The sequence below is a fragment of the Halobacillus halophilus genome (assembly GCF_020171985.1).
GTDB classification, from domain to species: Bacteria; Bacillota; Bacilli; order Bacillales; family Halobacillaceae; genus Halobacillus; species Halobacillus halophilus_A.
In genome coordinates this window covers 234,697-255,166 of the sequence record NZ_JAIVAL010000005.1, presented here as the reverse complement: position 1 = coordinate 255,166, position 20,470 = coordinate 234,697, and the positions used below count along the sequence as shown (strand labels likewise).

16 protein-coding genes are annotated in these 20,470 nt (G+C 40.4%); 11 read left to right on the top strand and 5 right to left on the bottom strand.

Going from position 1 to position 20,470, the window contains the following annotated elements; translation table 11 throughout:
• Positions 1 to 116 precede the first annotated feature (116 nt).
• Both LCM11_RS11115 and LCM11_RS11110 read right to left on the bottom strand, forming a co-directional pair.
• On the bottom strand, positions 117 to 1,007 hold the full coding sequence (locus tag LCM11_RS11115; RefSeq protein ID WP_224894310.1) for a fructose bisphosphate aldolase: 891 nt from the start codon (positions 1,005 to 1,007) through the stop codon (positions 117 to 119).
• A gap of 312 nt (positions 1,008 to 1,319) precedes the next feature.
• Positions 1,320 to 3,050 (bottom strand): glycoside hydrolase family 13 protein, encoded by a 1,731-nt coding sequence (locus tag LCM11_RS11110; RefSeq protein ID WP_224894309.1) that lies wholly within the window; start codon positions 3,048 to 3,050, stop codon positions 1,320 to 1,322.
• A gap of 275 nt (positions 3,051 to 3,325) precedes the next feature.
• Here LCM11_RS11110 and LCM11_RS11105 point away from each other — a divergent pair, with 275 nt between their 5' ends.
• The 8 genes from LCM11_RS11105 to LCM11_RS11070 all read left to right on the top strand — a co-directional run bounded on the left by LCM11_RS11105 (position 3,326) and on the right by LCM11_RS11070 (position 13,148).
• Positions 3,326 to 4,618, top strand: a complete 1,293-nt coding sequence (locus LCM11_RS11105) for an extracellular solute-binding protein (RefSeq protein ID WP_224894307.1) — start codon at positions 3,326 to 3,328, stop codon at positions 4,616 to 4,618.
• A 77-nt stretch (positions 4,619 to 4,695) separates the two neighbouring features.
• Positions 4,696 to 5,985, top strand: coding sequence for a carbohydrate ABC transporter permease (locus LCM11_RS11100; RefSeq protein ID WP_224894305.1), 1,290 nt, complete (start codon positions 4,696 to 4,698; stop codon positions 5,983 to 5,985).
• Position 5,986: 1 nt separating this feature from the next.
• On the top strand, positions 5,987 to 6,829 hold the full coding sequence (locus LCM11_RS11095) for a sugar ABC transporter permease (protein WP_224894304.1): 843 nt from the start codon (positions 5,987 to 5,989) through the stop codon (positions 6,827 to 6,829).
• 166 nt (positions 6,830 to 6,995) lie between these two features.
• Complete coding sequence (locus LCM11_RS11090; protein ID WP_224894303.1) at positions 6,996 to 8,033, top strand: LacI family DNA-binding transcriptional regulator; 1,038 nt, start codon at positions 6,996 to 6,998, stop codon at positions 8,031 to 8,033.
• Between the two features lie 262 nt (positions 8,034 to 8,295).
• Positions 8,296 to 10,371 carry an LTA synthase family protein gene (locus LCM11_RS11085; RefSeq protein WP_224894301.1) on the top strand — a complete coding sequence of 692 codons (2,076 nt, stop codon included), beginning with the start codon at positions 8,296 to 8,298 and terminating at the stop codon, positions 10,369 to 10,371.
• Positions 10,372 to 10,484: 113 nt separating this feature from the next.
• Positions 10,485 to 10,934 carry a hypothetical protein gene (locus LCM11_RS11080; RefSeq protein WP_224894300.1) on the top strand — a complete coding sequence of 150 codons (450 nt, stop codon included), beginning with the start codon at positions 10,485 to 10,487 and terminating at the stop codon, positions 10,932 to 10,934.
• 157 nt (positions 10,935 to 11,091) lie between these two features.
• Positions 11,092 to 11,859 (top strand): hypothetical protein, encoded by a 768-nt coding sequence (locus tag LCM11_RS11075; protein WP_224894299.1) that lies wholly within the window; start codon positions 11,092 to 11,094, stop codon positions 11,857 to 11,859.
• Positions 11,856 to 13,148 carry a glycosyltransferase family 2 protein gene (locus LCM11_RS11070; protein ID WP_224894298.1) on the top strand — a complete coding sequence of 431 codons (1,293 nt, stop codon included), beginning with the start codon at positions 11,856 to 11,858 and terminating at the stop codon, positions 13,146 to 13,148. The genes LCM11_RS11075 and LCM11_RS11070 overlap by 4 nt, the downstream gene beginning before the upstream one ends.
• A gap of 137 nt (positions 13,149 to 13,285) precedes the next feature.
• Here LCM11_RS11070 and LCM11_RS11065 read toward each other — a convergent pair whose 3' ends face one another.
• Positions 13,286 to 14,731, bottom strand: a complete 1,446-nt coding sequence (locus tag LCM11_RS11065; RefSeq protein WP_224894297.1) for an S-layer homology domain-containing protein — start codon at positions 14,729 to 14,731, stop codon at positions 13,286 to 13,288.
• Positions 14,732 to 14,889: 158 nt separating this feature from the next.
• Positions 14,890 to 17,655, bottom strand: coding sequence for an alpha-amylase family glycosyl hydrolase (locus LCM11_RS11060; RefSeq protein WP_224894295.1), 2,766 nt, complete (start codon positions 17,653 to 17,655; stop codon positions 14,890 to 14,892).
• A gap of 369 nt (positions 17,656 to 18,024) precedes the next feature.
• Between LCM11_RS11060 and LCM11_RS11055 the strand changes: the two genes are divergently transcribed.
• The 3 genes from LCM11_RS11055 to LCM11_RS11045 all read left to right on the top strand — a co-directional run bounded on the left by LCM11_RS11055 (position 18,025) and on the right by LCM11_RS11045 (position 19,241).
• Positions 18,025 to 18,234 carry a YkvS family protein gene (locus tag LCM11_RS11055; protein WP_224894294.1) on the top strand — a complete coding sequence of 70 codons (210 nt, stop codon included), beginning with the start codon at positions 18,025 to 18,027 and terminating at the stop codon, positions 18,232 to 18,234.
• A 96-nt stretch (positions 18,235 to 18,330) separates the two neighbouring features.
• The gene (locus LCM11_RS11050; protein ID WP_224894293.1) at positions 18,331 to 18,834 is read left to right on the top strand and encodes a hypothetical protein; all 504 of its coding nucleotides are present in this window, start codon (positions 18,331 to 18,333) and stop codon (positions 18,832 to 18,834) included.
• 143 nt (positions 18,835 to 18,977) lie between these two features.
• Entirely contained in the window at positions 18,978 to 19,241 is a 264-nt protein-coding gene (locus LCM11_RS11045; protein ID WP_224894292.1) for a hypothetical protein, read from the top strand.
• A gap of 121 nt (positions 19,242 to 19,362) precedes the next feature.
• Here the strand turns inward: LCM11_RS11045 and LCM11_RS11040 are convergent, their stop codons facing one another.
• Positions 19,363 to 20,400 carry an LCP family protein gene (locus tag LCM11_RS11040; protein WP_224894291.1) on the bottom strand — a complete coding sequence of 346 codons (1,038 nt, stop codon included), beginning with the start codon at positions 20,398 to 20,400 and terminating at the stop codon, positions 19,363 to 19,365.
• Between the last annotated feature and the right edge of the window lie 70 nt (positions 20,401 to 20,470).

Sequence of the window (20,470 nt, the reverse complement as noted above, 5' to 3'; positions counted from 1 at the left end):
TTTCATACCATCATTGTGTAGAAGCAATGATGGTATTTTTATGTTGTGTAAGGTTTTGGTGAACGCAAAAAGTGCCGGGCTTACTTTTACGTAAACCCGACACTTTCAATGTTCCTTTATTTCTTATTAACAGAAGCGTCATGAATAGAATCTACAGCACTTTTCAGGGATGCATTAAATTCTTCTTCAGACTGATTAGCATTTAAATCAGCAATCAGCGCTCTGGAGAAACTTGCAATAAGGCCATGATTTTCTTTCAGTTTTTCATTCGCTTCATCGCGGGAATAACCGCCTGACAGAGCGACAACACGAAGTACGCGTGGATGGTCAATCAATTCTTTGTATGTGTTAGCTTTCGTTGGGATGGAAAGCTTCAGCATAACATTTTGATCTTCACGCAATTCATTCAACTGTTTAAGGATTTCATCCTTTAGGATTTCTTCGGATTTTTCTTTATCCTTACTGTGAATGTTAACTTCCGGTTCGATAATAGGGACTAAATCATAGTCCAGAATCTGTTTACCGATCTCAAATTGCTGCTCTACAACAGCCTTGATACCGATTGTATTCGGTTCGTGGATGACAGAACGCATTTTTGTACCGAAAATATTGCGTTCATTAGCACGGCTCAGCGTGTCATCTAAATCATGAATAGGCTTCATAAGCTGAACGCCAGTTTCCTGCTCGGCAAGTCCCTTATCTACTTTTAAGAAAGGTACAATACCTTTGTCGGACAGGTAATCCGCCGTGTACTTGCCTTCAATTTCGCGGTCCATCGTTTGTTCAAACAGGATGACACCTAGAATTTGATCGGCATTGAAGGATGGTGAAGTAATAAGTCGGGTACGCATCTGGTGAACCAGATCGAACATTTCGTCCTCATTTGAATAAGAATCTTCCGGTACACCGTAGTCTGCTAATGCCTTTGGCGTACTGCCTCCGCTCTGGTCAAGCGCAGCGATGAAACCTTCCCCGTTCTTAATCTTGTCAAAATGACTGTTGTTCATGTTATCCACTCCTTTTCTGATTCTTTCTCAAAATGACTTCCTTATACAGTCTTCCCATTATTCCAAGTAACCTAACACCAAATGTGGTTCAGGAAGAAGAAATGTCACTCTCTCCATTATGATGGATAATAAAACAAGCGTCCAGGCTGAGTTTCCTGAACGGTTGCTGAAGTTTTTGAATAGAAGCAGAAGCAGCTTGAATAGCGGTTTTATAAATATACTTAAGCTCCCTGGCAGTTTTTTTAATAGGTATTTACCGAATACTTGACTTCGCAGCTTAATCCGCTTTTTTAAGAGCTGGTATCTATTCAATTATTTTTCAATGATGACATAACCATAAGGAGCTACGACTACTCCATCATTTTGAGCGGTTGAATAATGGTCGCTTCCCATAATTTTTCTTGCAGAAACCTTAGCTGTTTTAGATTGCTCCGAAGGATTGATGAAGAATTGAAGTGTTTGTTCCTTAGAACGTTTTTCATAAGCAAGCAGTTCTTCACCGTAATCTACAAATTGGAAGCTTCCCCCGCTGCCAAACGCTGGTTCTGTTTTGCGCAATGAAATCATGTTCTGAAGAAAAGCGAACATCTCCAGATCTTGTTCATTTTCCTCCCATATCATACATTTCCGGCAGTCAGGATCCTCTCCACCGGTCATGCCCACCTCATCTCCATAGTAGATGCAAGGAGTTCCTTCGTAAGACATTTGGAACAAGTACATGAGTTTTGCGGTTGGTTTATGCTCTTCAGCATAGGTTAGAACCCGCGGTGTATCGTGACTGCCAAGAAGGTTGAAGGAGACCTCATTCACGGGAACTGGATACATATGCTGAACGTGAACAAGCTGATGCTTAAAGCGGGTAAGGCTTATGGTACGTTTAGCGAAGAAGTGAATGACGGCATTGGTAAAGGGATAATTCATCACAGCGTCAAATTGATCCCCCTGAAGCCAGGGCATGGAGTCATGCCAGATCTCACCCAGGATATAGGCATCAGGCTTAATTTCTTTGACGGTGCGGCGGAATTCCCTCCAGAAGGAATGATCTACTTCATTGGCTACATCCAGTCTCCAGCCATCAATATCAAATTCCTCAATCCAGTATCGGGCAACCTCCAGCAGATACTGCTTTACTTCAGGATTCTCAGTATTCAGCTTGGGCATATACGATTCAAAAGCAAAGGCATCGTAATTCGGTGCAGGGGAAGGGCTCACTTTGTCTTCCCACAGGTGGAACCACTCAGAATAGGGAGAGTTCTTTCCGCGCTTCAATACGTCTTGAAAAGGTGCAAAATAAAAGCCGCTATGATTAAAGACTGCATCAAGCATCACGCGGATGCCTCTTTCATGACAAGCCTTTACCAGCTTGCGGAAAGTCTCTTTATCTCCAAATTGTGGATCAATTTCCATATAGTCGGTTGTATCGTATTTATGATTGGAATGAGCTTTGAAAATCGGAGTAAAGTAGATCCCGGTTATTCCGAGTTGCGTAAGGTAATCCAGGTGATCGATTACACCCTGGAAGTCTCCGCCAAAAAAACTATCCTGTTCCGGTTTTTTACTTCCCCAGGGTAAGGTCCCTTCTGGATTGAGGGAAGGATCTCCATTCCCAAACCTTTCCGGAAAAATCTGATACCAGATCGTATCTTTCACCCAACTAGGAGCCTTGAACACATCAGCCGAATTTAAAAAAGGAAAGCAAAAGTGGTAATCGATTTCATCGAGAGGGACTTCACTAAAGAATCCTTTTTCCGTAAATACAGCTGTTTCTATTTCGTTTTCGAGCCTGAATGAGTAGCGTAGTCGTCGATATGGGGGTTGTAAGGAGGTGAACCAGTAATCAAATAAATCGTCACTCCCGGTTCTTTCCATTGGCTTTTCTTCTGTTTGCCATTCCCCTTTTTTCCATATGTATGGATCTCCATGAATGAGAGTTACCTTTCTCATATCCCCTTTTTTCGTCCGCAGTCGAATATGAATGGTTTCAGCGTCATATGCATAGGCAAAATTATGGCCTGGTCTGTGAAAGACGGCTTCTTTTATCAAAATCAACATCCTTTCTGAACAACCGATTGCATTAATTATTCTGGCTATTCTAATAATCTATAACAGAATACAACCATCCGTCAATTTTAAGAATAGGGTTAGGACATATTGTTTTGTTGGGGTTTTATTCTATTAATCTTTTAAATTTATCGAAATGAAACCGCTTGCATTATTTGTAAAAGCTTGTATAATGTGAACCAGGATGTGTGCAATCGGTTTCACTAAGTTGGTAGATCGCATACATAGAATAGTAAATTATTAGGGGGTCTATGTTAATGAAGAAATGGTTAAGTGCGTTGTTAATTGCTTTTCTGACTGTAGGAATACTGGCTGCTTGTGCACCTGAAAGAGAGCAGGAAGAGAGTTCGGACAGTGAAGAAAACAGCAGCTCTGCGGAAGGTGAAATGCCGGAGAAACCAGAGAAACTGGTGATCTGGGAGGATAAAGAGAAAGGCGTCGCTCTTGAGCCGGCAATTAAAAGTTTTGAAGAAGAGCATGGTATTAAAGTGGAGTTTAAAGAATTGGACATGTCCTCTAAGATGCGTGAACAACTGCGTTTAGATGGTCCGGCAGGTACAGGACCGGACGTATTGACGCTGCCTCATGATCAAATTGGTCAATTGGTCATTGAAGGTCTAATTTCTCCTCTCGAATATGAGCAATCCGTTACGGACAAGTACACAGAATCTTCTATTCAAGCTGAAACCTATGATGGAAAACTTTATGGTCTTCCAAAAGCAACAGAAACCCCAGTATTTATTTACAATAAGGAACATATGGACAAAGCACCTGAAACCTTTGAGGAAGTATTCGAATTCTCTAAAGACTTTACACAGGGTGAACAGTACGGATTCCTTGCTCTATGGGATAACTTCTACTTTGCCAACTCTGTTATGAGCGGTTATGGAGGCTATGTATTTGGCGAAGAAAACGGTTCTCCTAATCCCCAGGATCTTGGATTAAGCAATGAAGGAGCTATCGAAGGCGCCAGCTATATTCAAAAATGGTATGAAGAAATATTCCCGGCGGGGATCGTTGGGGAGAGCGGTGGATCTGCGAAAGACGGTCTTTTCCAGGATGGAAAAGTCGCATCGATGATGGATGGTCCATGGGCTTTTCAGGCGTTGAATGAAGCAGGTATCGACTATGGCGTAGCGCCACTTCCTAAATTACCTAATGGTGAGTATCCACAAACATTCGTAGGTGTGAAGGGATGGCACTTATCTTCAGCTTCTGAAAATAAAGAATGGGCTTCTGAATTGATCAAATGGATTGCGAACGAAGAAAATGCGAAGATCCGCTTTGAAGAAACGAATGAAATTCCGCCAATCAAATCATTAATTGAAGATCCAATTATTGCCGATGATGAGAGAGCGAATGCGGTAGCAGTTCAATCTGAACGTGCCATTCCTATGCCGAACATTCCGGAAATGAGTGAAGTGTGGGAACCAATGGCTCAAGCGCTTCAATTGATCGCCACCGGGAAGTCTTCACCAGAAGATGCGTTGAATGAAGCAACAGACACCATTAGTAAACAAATTGAACTGAATCACTCAGGGAACGAATAGGGCTGTGCAGTACCCCTTTATCCGGGTACTGCTTTCCTTTTTTACCCATACATACAGAAAGTGAAAGGAGACTGAACATGGGGGAGCAGGGAAATAAACCTTCAACAAATAAACGCAAAATTGCGCTCGCACTTTCGATCATTCCAGGCCTCGGTCAATTTTATAATAAACAGTGGCTGAAAGGATTGATCTTCCTCGTATTAACTGGTTCCTTCTTTGTGGCCTTTTCGGATTTACTGCAGTTTGGATTTTGGGGATTAGTTACCCTTGGAAGCGATCCCGCCTATGATCACTCTATTGTGCTGCTTGTAGAAGGTATCCTTACCGTTTTAATTACTATTCTTGGTCTCGGTATCTATGTACTGAATCTAAATGACGCTTTTAAAGTGGGCAAACAGAGAGACTTGAATGAACAACCTAATTCCGTACGGCAGCAATATCAGAACCTGGTAGGCGGAGGATTCCCCTATTTAATGATGACCCCTGGTTTTCTGCTGCTAATATTTGTCGTTATCTTTCCAATTCTTTTTGTCATCTTACTAGCTTTTACTAATTATGATTTATACCATTCTCCGCCTGCCAATTTAGTAGAGTGGGTCGGTTTCCAGAACTTTATTGAAATCTTTCAGATCCCGATCTGGCGGAACACGTTCTTTAGTGTACTTGCCTGGACCATTATTTGGACGTTTGGTGCCACTACGCTGCAAGTAGGTCTTGGAATTTTCCTGGCCGTCTTAATGAACCAGAAAGGAATCGTTCTGCAAAAAACAATTCGTACCATCTTCATTTTACCGTGGGCCGTCCCACCATTTGTGTCTATTCTTGTATTTGCAGGAATGTTTAATGAAACGTTTGGTACGATTAATGAAGATATCTTGGCTATTTTCGGTCTGGGGGATATCCCATGGCTCACTAATCCTACCTACACCAAAATTGCTTTAATCATGATTCAGACGTGGCTTGGTTTCCCGTTTATCTTCGCCATGGTTACAGGGGTTCTGCAATCGATTCCGAATGAATTATACGAAGCGGCAGAAGTCGATGGAGCAACGGTTATGCAGAAGTTCAAAGCCATTACACTTCCGCTTGTCCTTTACGCCACGGCTCCGATTATGATTACACAATATACGTTTAATTTTAATAACTTTAACGTTATTTTCCTTTTTAATGGAGGAGGTCCGGCCGTTCCTGATCAAAATGCAGGAGGAACCGATATTCTGATTTCGTGGATCTACTCCCTGACTATGACGTCGGCGCAATATGGAAAAGCAGCCGCCATTACCATGATCCTTTCCCTTATCGTTATAACTGTGGCCTTATGGCAATTCAGAAGGACGAAATCATTCCAAGAAGAGGATATGATGTAATATGAGATCAAATAAACAAAATATTGTACAGTTGACCTTATCCTATATAGTGATCATTGCGATGATTACCATTATCCTGTATCCGATCCTATGGATTATCGGTTCTTCTCTCAACCCTGGAAATAGTTTATCAGGCTCATCGATCATTCCATCTGATGCCACTTTTGAGCACTATCAAGAGTTATTTGATTTAGAGAAAAGTAATTATCTGCTCTGGTATTGGAACACGATAAAAATCTGCTTGTTGACGATGGCGATTTCTGTAGCGCTTGTTTGTATGACAGCCTACTCTTTCTCCAGATTTCGGTTCTATGGACGTAAGAACGGTTTGATGACGTTCTTAATCCTGCAAATGATTCCAAACTTCGCCGCTCTTATTGCGATCTATGCACTCGCGAACTTAACGAATCTATTGGATACGCATCTTGCGCTTATTCTTGTCTACACAGGTGGAGCCATACCGATGAATACGTACTTGATGAAGGGATATTTGGATACGATACCGAAAGAGCTGGATGAATCAGCTCGTATCGATGGCGCCGGGAATTTTCGTGTTTTCTGGCAAATCGTTCTTCCACTTGCAAAACCGATGATTGCAGTCGTTTCCCTATTCACCTTCATTACGCCTTTTACTGACTTTATACTAGCGAGAATTTTACTTAGGACAGAAGAAAAGTTTACGTTGGCTGTAGGATTATATGAATTGATTGCTGATCAATTTGGAAATGAATTCACGCTCTTTGCAGCCGGATCGGTCTTAATTGCCCTGCCGATTTCAATATTGTTCCTCTCCTTGCAGAAGTACTTTGTCTCAGGATTGACAGCCGGAGGGACGAAGGGATAGTCTAGTAAGAAGTTCAGCTTAAGTTATGGAGGATGCCTTTTGTACATACATCAGGCATCTTCTTTTTGTGAATGAAATCAGTGGTTTCTATAAGCCTGTCTGGATTTCTGTTATGATTAGAGATACCATTTTAAAAAAGACTGTTTAAAAATAGAAGGTGATCGTGTTGGGAGTAACCATTAAACAAGTAGCTAAAGCTGCAGGGGTCGCGCCGTCCACCGTTTCACGAGTCATTGCTGATCACCCGAGGATCAGCGAGGCAACGAAGAAACGTGTAAAAAAAGCCATGAAAGAAATGGGATATCATCCGAATGCCAATGCACGTAACTTGGCTAACCGGTCAACCCAGTCCATTGGAGTGGTTATGCCTACCAGTGCAGACAAGGCTCTTCAAAACCCATTTTTTCCAGAAGTATTAAGAGGCATTAGTGCGGTGGCTCATCACTTAGATTATTCTTTGCTTCTGAGCACAGGGGAAACGGATGAAGAAATGCAGGAAGGCGTCGAACGGATGGTCTACAGCAATCGTGTCGATGGCATTATCCTTTTATATTCTCAAATCGATGACCCGGTCGTGAATTTTCTGCTCGAGCAGGACTTTCCCTTTGTCGTAGTTGGGAAGCCATCAGAACGTGTGGATGAAATCACTCATGTGGATAATGATAATATAAGAGCCGGCAAAGACATTACGAACCATCTGATTAGCCTGGGCCATAAGAATATTGGTTTTATCGGCGGCTCTAAGGACAGAATTGTGACGGTAGATCGAATGCGCGGTTACGAACTGGCCTTGGAAGAAGCAGGTTTGCCTTTCTTAGAGGATTATAGAATTCATACCGAATTCTTAAAATCAGGAGGGCGGCAGGCAGTGCATGAGCTGTTCAGTCTTCCTGACCCTCCTACGGGTCTCGTAATTGCAGACGATTTAATGAGTATTGGTGTGGTGAATATGCTTGAGGAATTCGGTAAACGGGTGCCTCATGATGTTTCAATTGTCAGTTTCAACAACGTGTATTTGTCAGAGGTCACCCGACCACCGCTTACCACTGTAGATATTCATATATACCAGCTTGGCAGCCAGGCTGCTAAGTGTTTAATTGAAAAAGTGAAAGACCGGTCGGAGCCTGCGAAGCGTATCATTATTCCCTATGAGATTAAGCATCGTGCATCTGCCACTGAAAAGGAAGCATCCTCTAAAGTTTAGAGGTGCTTCTTTTTAATTTAAAGAACTACCAAAAACCCCCACCTCAGGTCATCCAGAATATGGATGACCTGAGGTGGGGGTTTTTGGTATGTGTACTTGATTAAAACTTTTAATTATAAAACTATAATTCTGAAATTGGAAGATATTTATCGGGAAATTTACATTATCTTTACAAAAATATAGATTTTATTTACATTTAATACTAAAATGAGAAGAATATAGAACTATTTCGGAATTAATAGAGAATTGGGAGGTACCTTGGATGGGAAAGAGTTTGATCCGTACATTTCCGTTATTTCTTTTCTTCACTGTAGCGTTAGGCTTATGCTACAGCATTCTTACGTATTCCATTGCTTCGGGATGGAAGACTGTAATAGACTGGGCTCAGATTCATACCGTCGGCCTCGGAACATCTATTCTAGTACTTTCGTTGGTTATGTGGGGGACAGCTACCTGGTGGCTGCATAATCGGAATAAGATAGACACTTTATATAAATCTCGTATATACAGAGTTGCAACAGCCTTGCTTGTTTCCGGAATGGTTGGCGCGGCTGCTTCCTATCTATTTATGGTTTTTCATCTGGATATTACGCTTGGAAGAGCCACGGAATGGGTTCAGGAATATCCTGAGCGTTATATGTTTACTGTTTTTTTGTTATCCCTTTTCACTTTGGCGCTGATTCTTATCATCGGAGAAACTTACATGGGCGGGGGCATCGCTCTACTCGTTTCCTTTATACTTGCACTGGTGAATCATTACAAACAGATCTATCGGAATGAACCATTATTTCCGAATGACTTTATTCAAATCGGCCAGCTTCAGGATGTCATTCCATTAATATCAGATTCCATTTCTATAACGGCTACTTTGCTAATCATAGGCCTTATTGTAGCAGGTGTGTATGTTTGGTATAAAATGCCGAAAATTAAAATAGGATGGATTACCCGCCTGGTTATACTTGTCCCGGTGGCTTATCTACTGTATTCCTTTATGCTTTATGATGATCGTTTTACAGAAAGCTACTATGAAGAATATACAAGCTTTATGCCCTGGAACCAGAAAAACAATTATTATTACAATGGCCCTGTTCTGGGAATGATCTCTAACATTAAGCTCGATGTAGTAGAAAAACCTGAGCCATATAATCAAACAGTAATGGAAGACTCTGTGGTACACGCGAAAGAAGTTTTCGCACGAGCAGACGACGAAAAAGAAAATCCGAAGCAGCCGAATATTATCTTTTTTATGAATGAGACCTTCTGGGATCCAACAAATCTGGGTGTTAATTTCTCAGAGGACCCAATGAAAAATACACGACGTCTAATGGAAGAGTACCCATCAGGACAGATTTTGAGCCCTTCTTTCGGGGGTGAGACGGCTAATGTAGAATTTGAGGCGCTGACCAGCTATTCGATGAGTTATATTAATCCAGGTGGAAATCCCTTCAATCATATTTTAGCGAATGACAGCTATCCATCGGTCGTATCATATTTAAATGATCGTGGATACTACAGTGAAGCTATTCATCCAAATGGAGGCAATTTGTACCGCAGACAGCGAGTATATCCGAATCTTGGATTTGATCAATCTACATTCCTTGATGATATGACGTATACTAAAAAGGACAATAAACAGTTCGTTTCAGACAGATCGGTAGTGAAAGAACTGCTCGATACGATAGAAGAGCAGGAACAACCTTCTTTCATCCACGCGGTCACCATTGCGAATCACCTTCCCTATAGTGAAGATAAGTATGAGGGAGGGAGCACGATTGATGTGAGCGGAGAAGGACTTTCTCCTGATACCGAGAGACAGATTGAAGTGTATTCGGAGGGGATCAAACGATCTGATGAAACACTTAAAAAACTGAACGAGAGTATTCAGGAAATGGACGAACCGACCATAGTAGTTTTCTTTGGGGATCATCTTCCTTCGATTGGAGCCAATTTAAAAGCTTATAAAGAGACAGGATTTGGGGATGAAGAGGACCAGAAACAGCAGGCGAAGTTCTATGAAACTCCATTATTATTTCTGTCTAATTTCGAAATGGATATGAAAAAGGAAATTGGAACAGTAAGTCCTGTTTACCTCGCTCCTATGGTAGCGGATGCTCTTCATTATAAGGCACCAAAATTTTATGACTTTCTAGAAGGAATGAAGCAGGAACTCCCAGCTTTTCGAGATATGATTTATATGACTGCAGAGGGAGAAACCGTTTCTTCACCTGATGAACTGCCATCCTCCACTCAAAAGATGTTAAGAGACTACCAGCACTTTCAATATGATGTGCTGACAGGAAAGCAGCATATTACCCAAGAATTGTACGATTTGGAATAGAGTTAATTTATGGGACCTCAGGTCATCCAGAATATGGATGACCTGAGGTCCCATTCGTATTCTAAGCTTTGTATGCATAGGGTAATAGGGAGTCTGAAGTAGGAGGGTGAGTGATGAAGGGCAAGATTGCGCTGATCATTGGGATACTGATTATCGCGGGCGGAATTACAGGGGTGGTGATGTATAAGACAAGTCCTGCTCAACAAGCAAAAGCAGTTGTTGAAAGCTTCTATTCGTTTGAACAAAGGGGTGAATACTCGGATTCCTGGCAGCTTTTTCATCCCCTTATGAAAGAAAAATTTGCGAAGGGCCCCTATATTCAGGACCGGGCTCATGTATTCATGAATCACTTTGGGGTTGAAACATTTACTTTTACCATAGAAGAAATGAAGAAGGTCAAAAATTGGCGTATGGAAAAGGGAGCTAAACCTTTCCCGACTGCATACAGCATGACGGTGGCTCAGACTTTTAGAGGAAAATATGGCTTGTTCACATTACATCAGAAGGTTGTGGTCACAAAAGTGAAAGAGGAGTGGGTAGTGACGTGGGACTATAAGAAATAACCATAGCGGGGCATATTTTAAAACGACATATTCGATGTCGTTTTTTTTAAGTTATAAATACTTATACCTATATGCAATGTGCTTAGTAGGTAAAATTATAGGTTCCAAAGGTATCATATATACATTATAATGAACAATTAATAAGGGGGTTATATAATTGGTAAGACGAAGTATTAGTATTGCATTCGTACTTTGGGTATTCAGTTTCCTCTTCTTGTACAATAGCTTAAATTCTGTTACTGATCCTGTGTGGATATTAATTTTTTTAGTTCCTCCTATTTTATTTTTAGTAATGAGTGAAAAAACAACTTTTCTTCTTTTTATCGCTTTTACGGTTATTTCTTCATTAATTATTTTAGGTATGGCTTTTGTATTAAAATGGAATTCTTATACTCAATTAGAGTGGGTAATGCTTCATGCGCTTGTTCTGGTTAATCTATGGTCCGTTTATGTGTTGGCAAAGTGGAGTTCTTCTTTATCCAGAGATAATAAACAATTACAGAACCGTGTAATTGAACTGGAAGAGTATATTGCAGATACCAAATTACTATCAAAACGTGAGTTTGAAAAACAAAAAGAAATCATCGTAACTTCCATGGATCGCAAAAAAGAAAAAGGATTCCTTCTATATATAGGAATTGAAAAGCTGCCCCGTCGGGTTAAGCAAACCAGTTTTGTAAAAGTTTCCAATGTAATATATGAATCGGTCAGAAAACATTTTGATATTGTGGGAAAATATGATGATCAAGTCATTGTATGTCTTTTACAAAACACAGATGAAGATGGTTTGGCGATTGTGAAAAATAGAATTATCTCTCGATTAAAAATCATTTATACTCCCGAAGCTTTTGATAAGTTGCAATGGAATACTGAAGGAATTGGGTACATAGATTTTCCAGCCTCCAAAGAAGGTCCGCAGATATGAGAAAAGTGTTAATTAGCATGGTGTTTGCTAGTATTGTGATATTTATTGCTGTTTTCTATGACTTAATAACTATGAAAAATTTATTGCTATTTACAACTGTTTTATTTTTAATTTTAATGTTGTACTACACTTTGCTAACGATCGCAGGCTTGTATTATCGTACAAAAGAACATAAGTCTATTTCTCTTGAGAAATATCCAAGTGTTGATATACTGATTCCTGCTCATAACGAAGGTGTTGTTCTTAAAGAAACGCTTGATGCCATGGTAAAGCTTCATTACCCTGGAGAACTTAATATATACGTACTTAATGATAATTCGAAAGATGATACCTCTGAAATTGCAGGAGAATACGATGAAATCTATCACCGCGTCCATCATATACTGGTCCCACCAGGTGAACCTAAAGGAAAATCCAGAGTACTGAACTATGGATTACAGATTTCTCACGGAGAATATTTCTGTGTCTACGATGCGGACAATCAACCTGAAGAAGAAGCGCTGGTGCAGTTAGTTGAAATGGCTCATAGTTATACAAATGCTGCCGGTGCGGTAGGATATGTTCGTACTTTAAATGAAAGGAAAAACTTTCTGACTCGAATGATATCTATCGAGTTTCAAGTTTTCCAATTACTCATGCAGGCTGGTAGATGGCATCTGTTTCGAACAGGCTCTCTAACAGGAACGAACATGCTAGTGAAAAGAAAAGTAATACAAGAACTAGGAGGATATGATCCCTACGCTATCGCAGAGGATGCTGAATTAACTTTGAGAATTACTCAACAGGGCTTCTTTCTTCCCATTGTGCCTCAGTCTGTAACCTGGGAACAGGAACCTGAAACGATACAAGTGTATATCAAGCAGAGGACAAGGTGGCTACAGGGAAACCTTTATATTGTTGAAAAAACACTTACTGTACCTGGTTATTTTAAAGGTAAAATGATGGTCCATTCTATTCATCAGCTGATGGTATATGTGGTGTTTTGGTTCTTTTTAGTGCTCTCGTATGTATGGTTTGTGCTAGGGGTGTTTGATTTACTCTACATAAGTTATACAATTCCGTTAATGTTTATATGGTATGTATCCTATATTATATATACAACTCAGTTAATGAGCGCTCAAGCTGCTGAGAACAGCTTCACCCCTAGGAATATTTTCACCAGCTTTATTATGTATTTTACATATGCTCAGTTGTTTTCTTATTTATTCGTAAGAAGTCTTGTATTTTACATAAAAGCAAAGAAGAAACAGCAGGTTATTGGCTGGGATAAGACTACTCGATTTAAATAAAAGAGACTGGGACAAAAAATTATCTAAACGAATTAAACGCTTGAATTCAGGTTTTTATAATCTGATTTCAAGCGTTTAATTATTTCGTGCTTTGATCATTGACAGTAATTAAATATTTATTTCTTAGCCTTTTATAATTACTTCATACCTAAATAATCTTCCAGCTTAGCGATCCGGGCTTCACGTGTTGGAACGGTTCTAAAAGGAACCTGCACACCACCTGGAACAATTTTATCCATCAGCTGATAACTTGGCAGATAGTCAGGGGAATTTATTCGTTTCATACGGAATAAACCGTTATTTAGATCAGATATTCCAGAACGAGTTGTGAGTGTTGCTTGATACCCCAATTCTTTCAAGACGCTTTCAGTAGTTTGGTTATAAACGCCATAAGGATAGGTGAACAACTCAGGTTCATACCCCAGGTTTTCTTCGATCAGCTGGTGGATTTTCAAAGTATCTTCTTTAAAGCGCTCCGCATGTTCCTCTGGCGTTTCTCCCTCACGCGGAAGTGTTCCTTTTGCATAGGTATCCGAAGTTCCAGGGTTATGAAGATTGAACGAATGACTCTGGATATCCACATGACCGCTGTCTACCATTTCTTTTGCCTCGGCCCATGTGAAATGAGGAGTGATCTCGAGCTCCTCTCCTAAATCAGTCGTACGCCCTACACTCCATCCAATAATAGAAATGACGGCTTGCATGTCGAGCTTCTCAAGCACTGGATAAGCATATTGATAGTTGTTGCGATAACCATCATCAAACGTAACCATCACAGGATTCTCAGGTAGTTCAGTTTTCCCGTTTTTGGCATCGATTAATTGTTGAGAACTAATTGTAGTCATACCCAATGCTTTTAGATATAACATTTCTTCATAAAACTTGTCTGGCGATATGGTAACCGAGCTCCAATCCGCAGGGTTCCTGGATAGACTGTGATACATGAGCACGGGAATTCTTTGTTCATTACTCTCACCATTGACTTTGAATCGGTCATCCAAAATTCGTGCTAAAAAGCTTGAAAATTCAGCCCTGGATACATCTCGGGAGGGGCGAAAGGTCCCGTCTTCATATCCGGTTGTAATATGATTGGCCAAGAGTGCACTTACGTGAGAAAAGGCCCAGTGATTATTAGATAAATCAGAGAACGTGGAAGAACTGCTTCCTTCCAGTTGATATGCCCGCGTAAGGATAACAGCCAGTTCGGATCTTCGGAGGGTGTGGTTAGGTTTGAATTCTCCATCCTCAAATCCGATAATAATATTACGTTCTGCAATCGCATTTATATACGATTCAGCCCAATGACCATCGGTATCTGGGAAAGCGGGTGATTTCGTTGGTTTCAAACCTAACTGGTCCGCAATGACCTTAGAAGCCTCTGCACGTGTGATAGATCGGCTGGGTTTGAATGTACCATCCGGATATCCATTTAATAGATCCTGCTCGGTTAGATAGTTAATTTCCTCGTAAGCCCAATGTTCTTCTATATCAGTAAAACTTGCTGAAGCTGTTACTGGGGAAGCGGAGATAAGCAGGTAGATGGTTAGAAGTACAAGGTGACTAATCAATAGATGTTTTTTCATAGTGGTCCTCCTGTATGTAAGGATAAACGTGGCAGGGAGCGGTTAGCGAAAGGTGACATACCCAATTGGGTACAAATGGTAATATAATATATTAGCGAAGGAAAAGCAATAGTTTAATAGATATGAAAAAGCCTGCCATATGCGGCAGGCTTTTTTTCCTACGAAGCTTTTCCGAGATTAGCTGATTCAGAATAAGGGACCACAGTTATTCGATATTGGTCTTGAGGATTAAAGATGAATATATAGTCTCCATCCGTTTCGGGAGTGAATGTTAGATTGTCTCCTTCTAGCCATTCTCCATCGCGTACATATTTAAATTCGATCGTTTCATCTGCCTTTAACTTGATGGGTTCACTTTTCCAGACATGTTCACTGTCATCATAGGATAACAAGTTGGCGTCTGATTCCCAGTCAAGCGGTTCAGATCCACGCAAAGCCACTTTTGAATACTTCTTGTACTCGTCAGGGGCATCCATGCGGAGCTTTCCTTGTACTTCATAGATGGAAACAGAGTGGGCATCACTCTTTAATTCAAGTGATCCCTTGTGACTTTTCAATTTCTTACCATCCATCAGCGAGGTCAACTTGACACGATTAGGTGTTTGCTGATTGTAGAGATCAATAAGATCCAGCTTGCGTTGACTTTCTCCTTTATTGATGACTACAACGACTTGATCTTGAGGAAGTTTTCTTTCGAATACGAGAACACTGTCATCGGAATAAACCATGCGAAGGTCCCCCGTTGTTAAAGATTCATGTTCCTGTCGAATATCAATAAGCTTTTTATAATGAGCTTTCACATCCTGCTCCTGCTCAGATGGTTTCCAAGGCATCATTTCACGATAATAGCGATCCTTCCATTCATCAACGGCATTATGATCGCCGCTCTGTGAAAGTCCTACTTCGTCACCGTAGTAAATGATCGGAGCCCCGGGCAGTGTGAACTGCAGAGAGGCAGCATTTTTCAGAGTCTGCGTGTTGCCATCTGCTTCATATAAGAAACGCGGTACATCATGACTGTCTAAGAAAGTAGCTGGTACAAATTCTTCACTATAGGCATCATGAATCGTTGTTAAGGAAGAAGCCAGCTGGTTCATGCTGCCATCATTGATAAAAGCATTCTGGATGGCGGACTGAGTTTCAAAATCGATAGCTCCGTCTAGTTTTCCTGTATAGGATGTAATCGTATCGAGGTTATCCCATACTTCGCCAAAAATGAAAGCATTCGAATTTAATTCCTTCACTTTATGACGAAAGTCCACCCAGAAGCTCTGACTTGGACCTTTCGCATAGTCCAGGCGGAAACCATCTACTCCAATTTCTTCCATCCAGAAAGGAACGACTTCATCTAGCATATATTCTCGGGTTTCGGGATTGTCATTGTTAAGTTCCGGCAATTCCTGGACATCATAAAATGTTTCATATTCATTTGGCCAGTTAGTAAATGAGTACCAATCATAGTAAGGGCTGTCTTCTCCTTTTTCTACTGCATCCTGGAAGAATGGATGCTGATTTGACGTATGATTTGGAACTAAATCATAAACAACTTTAATATCACGTTTATGTGCTTTTTCCACCAGTTCTTTCATGAGTTCGTTGCTGCCGAAGCGTGGGTCGATATTCATAAAATCTGCTGGATGATAACCATGCGAGTAAGGTCCTTCGTAAATAGGTGAAATCCAGATGGTATTCACACCCAGGCTGTCGATATAATCCAGTTTTTCTAATACTCCTTGAAGGTCGCCGCCCATCCATCCTTTTAGTTGTTCATCATAAGGAAGGGAAGGGTCCACGGAGGAATTGTTTTGTTCCGTTCCATCACGGAAGCGGTCTACAAAGACTTGATAGATGATCGCTTCTTTCGCCCAATCCGGCGATTGATAATCCTCTACGTAATAAGCAAATTCTGTGGCATTCTCTGACGTGAGTGCATTGTTATCGGCGAATTGTGAGCCTTTACTCGCAGAATTCCACACATCAATTTTATACTTAACCCGTGTTTCATTTTTTTGGTTAGGTATTGTCCCTGTAAGGATAGATGTTTTTAAACCGTTATCATTCGTTGTGGTTTCGGTAACTTGAAGGTCAGCTGTTTTTCCATTTTCAACTTCTCCTCTTTTCCCAACAGGGCTGGACCCGTCTGTAGTATAGTAGACAGCTCCTTGATCAATCGGTCCATAATGATCTACTGTGACTTCTACGGTAACATTATCTTTTTTGTCAGGTGTATAAGGTTCGTGGTTAAAATCGTGAGTAACGTCCTGAGCTACAGGTATCGTTTCCCATTCTGTAACGGAATCTTTTTGAACGTGATTATCTTCTGTAAATACAGCTGAACGGGGTTCTTCGCGCACTTCTTTATAAGGCTCGCCGCCTAAACTGTAGAAGTAGGATAGTCTTTCCCCGGATTCTCCATTCACTTGAATTTGGTAAGTTCGTTCGTCAACTTTACGGAGGGGGCTTACCTTATAATTGAAGTCATTCATATTAGAAGCAAGGGTCGGCACCACCCAATCTGGAGTCTCCTCAGGTACAGTTAACTCTAATGTTACACTTCCAGAAGCCGTGTTTGCTGAACGGACGTCTACTGTACGTTCATTTTCCGGATAAAAAACGAACGTATAATCACCATCTTGTGGCGGTGTATATGTTAAATTTGCTCCTGGCATCCAGCTGCCGTCATATACGTATTTAAATTCGACTTCATTTCCGCCTTCTAGTGCGACTGGATCACTTTTCCACACGCCTTCTTCTGAATCATAAGCGAGCGGGTGATCATTAGAACTCCAATCAAGTGAAGCAGCGCTTCCTCGGAGTACGACCGTATCATACACTTTCTCATCAGCAAAAGCGTTTAGTGCAAACGGTTGCGCAAATGACAATAAGAAAAAGACTATACCTATGAGCCAATAAAATTTCTTCAAATTATTTCCCCTCTTTCCTAATAATAGTGAAACCGTTTTCATAATATACTATATATTGTCAAGTGTCCATGGTACGAATAGACTACGGTATTTGAGTTATCATATTCCAATAAATGGATGACCTGAGGTGGATATAAAAGGAAAATAAAAATGAGGTACCTTCACTAATGCTGAATGACTTACCATGGTCTTCTTGACTGTTGGCAACACTTCAAAAATTGTAATAGATATTTCACAAAAACAATAGCGTTTGACTTGTATTTATTTGTCGAATAAAGTAACATATTCTGTAAAAGATTTTATTTGAATTGTTTGTCAATTTTATGTAAAATCAACTCAATAAAAAAAGATAGAGAAAGGGTAGAGATTATGATACAACCTGATGATAAAATCGCGACCCCCGGCCAAGTAGTCAGTTTTGAAAGAAACGATATTACTTTCACGGGAAAAGTGATTCCTAGTCAATGCCAGCGCTCTGTAATTGTGGATCTAACGATTATGGATAATTTAAATGAAATTGATTTTGAATATGATAGAACGGTTGTAGCTCATACCAACTATCGTATTATAGAAGAATAACAATATAATCAGCCCTCTTCTGCCTTGAAACGCAGGAGAGGGTTTTTCTGTGCTATAATCTTTAAGATAAAATAGAGTGGGGGAAATGGATTTAATATGAAAAAAATTCTTTTGCTTTTCATGGTCGTTATAATCACAATAGGCGGGTATTTTACATATGTGTTCTTCATTAAGTCTCATGATACAGCTGATGAGGAAGTGGATCAGTTAGCGGATGAAGCATACGAAGTTAACCTTCCGGATAATAGTACTGAAGGACAAATAAATCCTGCTGAACGAATGGCATTCTATGAAACATCATATGAACAGCTCATTAAAGAAGCTGAAAGAAGAATGGATGAAATCGTTACAGAAGCTCAAAAAGAGTATGTGACTAAAAAGCAGAATGGTGAAGATATATCTTTCAGTTATTTTTTCAGCAAATATAACTCAGCAGCCGATCGTCTGGAAACGAATACGGATAAGGGATTTCAAACCATTCATGAACATGTAAAAGAAAACATTGGGGAAGAAAAAGCGATCGACTTAAAAGAAGAATATATACAGACGAAAAAACAGTGGCGTGCGGACCTCTTAGCTGAAGTCCAGCAATCATTTTGAGAAAAAAATCGAAATTTGTAGTTCTCGTGTCTTATTTTACCTATAAAGACTTTTCAAATTATAGAAATTTTATTATATTATGGATACAGGGATAGGGTGATGTGCTAAACACTTCTTATAGAACACAGAGAGGGTGAAGTGGATTGGCACAATTATCAAAACTATATTTAGACAGAGAAGAATTACACATTTTAGGCCGTTATTGTGTACGGATTGATCGAACGATTGTGATCGAGCCTTCCCGTCAGTTAACGGAAGATACATTTCAACGCATTATGGTGTCGAAACCGACGATTAGTAAAATCAGCATTCAAAATGAGGATGTTGTGCCCCTGATCGAGTATGATGGTCCATACACCTTCGAAAGAGTTTATGGTGTGCTCGTTTTTAAGCCTACGGGCTCCTAGGACGTTTAAGTTTTAAGAAAAGGATCTCCAATGAGGAGATCCTTTTTTAATAGGAATAGAATAATAAAAACAGAAAGCCCCGTTCATCCATCGATACGGGGCATTGATTTCCGCAGTACACTCAGTCAGATGATGAATCCTCCGGAGATGCTGAACTTGAAGCACCAGGAAGATCAAGTTCCTGCTTCAATTTGATTTCTACATCCTGTAAACTTTCTTCATTTGGAACAAAATAGTAGAGCCCATTTTCAAGGCGTTTGTTTTCCCCTTCAATAGTAAATGATTTTACGTCCGAATTATCGGAAGAAAAAGCTTTCTGTAATGCATAAATCTCTCGGGGCGATAGATTCGTAGTAATGTTCTTCCCGATTACATCCGCAATTTCACCAGCTTTAAAAATGGTGCCCGCAGAGATCGCTTCGTCGATTGCAGCTTGGATAAACTGGCGCTGGCGTTCTTCTCTCGGGTAAGTAAGGGCTGCTTCTCTTTTCCTCATTCTAACAAATGCCAGAGCCTCTTCGCCGTTCATCGCTGTCGGTCCTTCTTCAAACTCAATCTTTTTATTGTAATTCTGACTGCTTCGTTCCCAAAAGCCCTCTTTCACATCTACAGTTACTCCGTTTAGTAAATTCACAACTTCCATGAATCCTTCAAAGTTAACGGTAGCAAATTTATCTATAGGAATGTCGAGATAGTTTTCCACAGTTTCTACAGCAAGTTTTTCAGATCCATAACCTGAAATTTCACCGATTGAATAGGTGGCATTTAATTTATGCTCTCCTGAATACTTCTCGCCAACTTTTTCTTCCGGAAGTGTAATTTCGGTATCTCTTGGAAGACTGGTCATGGTGATCTGGTTAGTCTTCGGATCCAGCGTCATCACAATTTGTGTGTCTGCCCGGCCTGCTGAACCGTCTGTTGAATAATCTTCTACCCCCATTAAAAGTATAGAAATGGGATCATCTCCAATGTTTACAGCTTCCTCTCGAAGATCTGATTTTTCTCCTCTATCTAAAGCCTGGAAAGATGCTGTATAGACCTGCGATACGTAATAAAACGTGCCCCCGGCAAGAACGGCCAGCATCAAAAGGAATACACTTATGCGTCTGATTTTCTTCTTTCTTTTTCTCTTTCGAATACGAACTTTTCTGGAATTCATCGAACACACCTCATTCTTCTAACCTCTCAAATTTATATTTTATCATATATGAAAACAACCCAAAGGCACA